Annotated in this window: 1 tRNA gene and 3 rRNA genes; all 4 read left to right on the top strand. The window is 50.3% G+C overall.

From position 1 onward, the window contains the following. The first annotated feature begins 147 nt into the window (after positions 1–147). The 4 genes from A0765_RS09235 (at position 148) to rrf (ending at position 5,060) form a co-directional block, all read left to right on the top strand. A 16S ribosomal RNA gene (locus tag A0765_RS09235) occupies positions 148–1,694 on the top strand. A 53-nt stretch (positions 1,695–1,747) separates the two neighbouring features. After that, positions 1,748–1,820, top strand: a tRNA-Ala gene (locus tag A0765_RS09230). A gap of 126 nt (positions 1,821–1,946) precedes the next feature. Then, positions 1,947–4,844: ribosomal RNA gene (locus A0765_RS09225) — 23S ribosomal RNA — on the top strand. 100 nt (positions 4,845–4,944) lie between these two features. Then, positions 4,945–5,060, top strand: a 5S ribosomal RNA gene (gene rrf, locus A0765_RS09220). Together the 16S, 23S and 5S rRNA genes with 1 tRNA gene alongside form the textbook arrangement of a ribosomal RNA operon.

The raw sequence follows: 5,060 nt of genomic DNA, 5'->3' as shown, positions 1-5,060 counted from the left end.
ATATAGTTGTCGCTTGAGAGAGCGATAAAGACCTTTGAAAACTGAACAAGACGAACCAATGTGCAGGGCGCTACAACATCTGTTGTAGTACTGAACAATAAGAAACAATAAATCTGTCAGTGACAGAAATGAGTGAGAACTCAAACTTTTAATGAGAGTTTGATCCTGGCTCAGGACGAACGCTGGCGGCGTGCCTAATACATGCAAGTAGAACGCTGAAGGAGGAGCTTGCTCTTCTGGATGAGTTGCGAACGGGTGAGTAACGCGTAGGTAACCTGCCTGGTAGCGGGGGATAACTATTGGAAACGATAGCTAATACCGCATAACATTGACTATTGCATGATAGTCAATTAAAAGGTGCAAATGCACCACTACCAGATGGACCTGCGTTGTATTAGCTAGTTGGTGGGGTAACGGCTCACCAAGGCGACGATACATAGCCGACCTGAGAGGGTGATCGGCCACACTGGGACTGAGACACGGCCCAGACTCCTACGGGAGGCAGCAGTAGGGAATCTTCGGCAATGGACGAAAGTCTGACCGAGCAACGCCGCGTGAGTGAAGAAGGTTTTCGGATCGTAAAGCTCTGTTGTAAGAGAAGAACGAGTGTGAGAGTGGAAAGTTCACACTGTGACGGTATCTTACCAGAAAGGGACGGCTAACTACGTGCCAGCAGCCGCGGTAATACGTAGGTCCCGAGCGTTGTCCGGATTTATTGGGCGTAAAGCGAGCGCAGGCGGTTAGATAAGTCTGAAGTTAAAGGCTGTGGCTTAACCATAGTACGCTTTGGAAACTGTTTAACTTGAGTGCAGAAGGGGAGAGTGGAATTCCATGTGTAGCGGTGAAATGCGTAGATATATGGAGGAACACCGGTGGCGAAAGCGGCTCTCTGGTCTGTAACTGACGCTGAGGCTCGAAAGCGTGGGGAGCAAACAGGATTAGATACCCTGGTAGTCCACGCCGTAAACGATGAGTGCTAGGTGTTGGGTCCTTTCCGGGACTCAGTGCCGCAGCTAACGCATTAAGCACTCCGCCTGGGGAGTACGACCGCAAGGTTGAAACTCAAAGGAATTGACGGGGGCCCGCACAAGCGGTGGAGCATGTGGTTTAATTCGAAGCAACGCGAAGAACCTTACCAGGTCTTGACATCCCGGTGCCCGTCCTAGAGATAGGATTTTGCTTCGGCACACCGGTGACAGGTGGTGCATGGTTGTCGTCAGCTCGTGTCGTGAGATGTTGGGTTAAGTCCCGCAACGAGCGCAACCCTTATTGTTAGTTGCCATCATTTAGTTGGGCACTCTAGCGAGACTGCCGGTAATAAACCGGAGGAAGGTGGGGATGACGTCAAATCATCATGCCCCTTATGACCTGGGCTACACACGTGCTACAATGGCTGGTACAACGAGTCGCAAGTCGGTGACGGCAAGCTAATCTCTTAAAGCCAGTCTCAGTTCGGATTGTAGGCTGCAACTCGCCTACATGAAGTCGGAATCGCTAGTAATCGCGGATCAGCACGCCGCGGTGAATACGTTCCCGGGCCTTGTACACACCGCCCGTCACACCACGAGAGTTTGTAACACCCGAAGTCGGTGAGGTAACCTTTTAGGAGCCAGCCGCCTAAGGTGGGATAGATGATTGGGGTGAAGTCGTAACAAGGTAGCCGTATCGGAAGGTGCGGCTGGATCACCTCCTTTCTAAGGAAAAACGGAAGCCATTGGTCGTCATGTTTAGTTTTGAGAGGTCTTGTGGGGCCTTAGCTCAGCTGGGAGAGCGCCTGCTTTGCACGCAGGAGGTCAGCGGTTCGATCCCGCTAGGCTCCATTAGGATAGTGATGACTATTCTAAACTTGTCCATTGAAAATTGAATAACTATATCAAATAGTAACAAGAAAATAAACCGAAACGCTGTGAATATTAATGAGTTTAAGACCGAAAGGTCAAAAATAAGGTTAAGTTAGTAAGGGCGCACGGTGGATGCCTTGGCACTAGGAGCCGAAGAAGGACGTGACAAACGACGAAATGCCTCGGGGAGCTGTAAGTAAGCGCTAATCCGGGGATGTCCGAATGGGGGAACCCAACAGGTACTACCTGTTACCCATCTCTGTTAAGGAGATGAGGAGGAAGACGCAGTGAACTGAAACATCTAAGTAGCTGCAGGAAGAGAAAGCAAAAGCGATTGCCTTAGTAGCGGCGAGCGAAACGGCAGGAGGGCAAACCGAAGAGTTTACTCTTCGGGGTTGTAGGACTGCAATGTGGACTCAGATTTTATAGAAGAATGACATGGGAAGGTCAGCCAAAGAGAGTAAGAGCCTCGTATTTTAAATAGAATCTGTACCTAGCAGAATCCTGAGTACGGCGGGACACGTGAAATCCCGTCGGAATCTGGGAGGACCATCTCCCAACCCTAAATACTCCCTAGTGACCGATAGTGAACCAGTACCGTGAGGGAAAGGTGAAAAGTACCCCGGAAGGGGAGTGAAATAGAACCTGAAACCGTGTGCCTACAACAAGTTCGAGCCCGTTAATGGGTGAGAGCGTGCCTTTTGTAGAATGAACCGGCGAGTTACGTTATGATGCGAGGTTAAGTTGAAGAGACGGAGCCGTAGGGAAACCGAGTCTGAATAGGGCGAATTAGTATCATGATGTAGACCCGAAACCATGTGACCTACCCATGAGCAGGTTGAAGGTGCGGTAAAACGCACTGGAGGACCGAACCAGGGCACGTTGAAAAGTGCTTGGATGACTTGTGGGTAGCGGAGAAATTCCAAACGAACTTGGAGATAGCTGGTTCTCTCCGAAATAGCTTTAGGGCTAGCGTCGACATAAAGATTCTTGGAGGTAGAGCACTGTTTGGGTGAGGGGTCCATCCCGGATTACCAATCTCAGATAAACTCCGAATGCCAATGAATTATGGTCGGCAGTCAGACTGCGAGTGCTAAGATCCGTAGTCGAAAGGGAAACAGCCCAGACCACCAGCTAAGGTCCCAAAATAATTGTTAAGTGGAAAAGGATGTGGGGTTGCACAGACAACTAGGATGTTAGCTTAGAAGCAGCTATTCATTCAAAGAGTGCGTAATAGCTCACTAGTCGAGTGACCCTGCGCCGAAAATGTACCGGGGCTAAAACAATTTACCGAAGCTGTGGATACCTTTATAGGTATGGTAGGAGAGCGTTCTATGTGTGGAGAAGGTGTACCGTGAGGAGCGCTGGAACGCATAGAAGTGAGAATGCCGGTATGAGTAGCGAAAGATGGGTGAGAATCCCATCCACCGTAAGACTAAGGTTTCCAGGGGAAGGCTCGTCCGCCCTGGGTTAGTCGGGACCTAAGGAGAGACCGAAAGGTGTATCCGATGGACAACAGGTTGATATTCCTGTACTAGAGTATGAAGTGATGGAGGGACGCAGTAGGCTAACTCGTGCGTACGAATGGATGTACGTCTAAGCAGTGAGGCGTGGTATGAGTCAAATGCTTATACCTGTAACGTTGAGCTGTGATGGGGAGCGAAGTTTAGTAGCGAGTGAGTGATGTCACACTGCCAAGAAAAGCTTCTAGCGTTGTATCATACTCTACCCGTACCGCAAACCGACACAGGTAGTCGAGGCGAGTAGCCTCAGGTGAGCGAGAGAACTCTCGTTAAGGAACTCGGCAAAATGACCCCGTAACTTCGGGAGAAGGGGTGCTGACTTTGGTCAGCCGCAGTGAATAGGCCCAAGCAACTGTTTATCAAAAACACAGCTCTCTGCTAAATCGTAAGATGATGTATAGGGGGTGACGCCTGCCCGGTGCTGGAAGGTTAAGAGGAGTGCTTAGCGGAAACGCGAAGGTATGAATTGAAGCCCCAGTAAACGGCGGCCGTAACTATAACGGTCCTAAGGTAGCGAAATTCCTTGTCGGGTAAGTTCCGACCCGCACGAAAGGCGTAATGATTTGGGCACTGTCTCAACGAGAGACTCGGTGAAATTTTAGTACCTGTGAAGATGCAGGTTACCCGCGACAGGACGGAAAGACCCCATGGAGCTTTACTGCAGTTTGATATTGAGTGTCTGTGCCACATGTACAGGATAGGTAGGAGCCTATGAGATCGGGACGCCAGTTTCGATGGAGGCGTTGTTGGGATACTACCCTTGTGTTATGGCCACTCTAACCCGGATAGGTGATCCCTATCGGAGACAGTGTCTGACGGGCAGTTTGACTGGGGCGGTCGCCTCCTAAAAGGTAACGGAGGCGCCCAAAGGTTCCCTCAGACTGGTTGGAAATCAGTCGCAGAGTGTAAAGGTATAAGGGAGCTTGACTGCGAGAGCTACAACTCGAGCAGGGACGAAAGTCGGGCTTAGTGATCCGGTGGTTCCGCATGGAAGGGCCATCGCTCAACGGATAAAAGCTACCCTGGGGATAACAGGCTTATCTCCCCCAAGAGTTCACATCGACGGGGAGGTTTGGCACCTCGATGTCGGCTCGTCGCATCCTGGGGCTGTAGTCGGTCCCAAGGGTTGGGCTGTTCGCCCATTAAAGCGGCACGCGAGCTGGGTTCAGAACGTCGTGAGACAGTTCGGTCCCTATCCGTCGCGGGCGTAGGAAATTTGAGAGGATCTGCTCCTAGTACGAGAGGACCAGAGTGGACTTACCGCTGGTGTACCAGTTGTCTCGCCAGAGGCATCGCTGGGTAGCTATGTAGGGAAGGGATAAACGCTGAAAGCATCTAAGTGTGAAACCCACCTCAAGATGAGATTTCCCATAACGCAAGTTAGTAAGAGCCCTGAGAGAAGATCAGGTAGATAGGTTAGGAGTGGAAGTGTGGCGACACATGTAGCGGACTAATACTAATAGCTCGAGGACTTATCCAATTTTCATTGAGCGCAGCTTTTGGCAAGTATTGTGAGGTTTGAGTAGTTATTCAATTTTGAGTTGACAAGGCAATAAGATATTGTAAGTTAATTCAGCAAGTTAAGTGACGATAGCCTAGGAGATACACCTGTACCCATGCCGAACACAGAAGTTAAGCCCTAGAACGCCGGAAGTAGTTGGGGGTTGCCCCCTGTGAGATATGGTAGTCGCTTAGC

Source organism: Streptococcus cristatus, assembly GCF_001588905.1.
Lineage (GTDB): Bacteria > Bacillota > Bacilli > Lactobacillales > Streptococcaceae > Streptococcus > Streptococcus cristatus_N.
The sequence above is the reverse complement of the archived record's forward strand: the minus strand, read 5'-3'. Positions and strand labels throughout refer to the sequence as shown.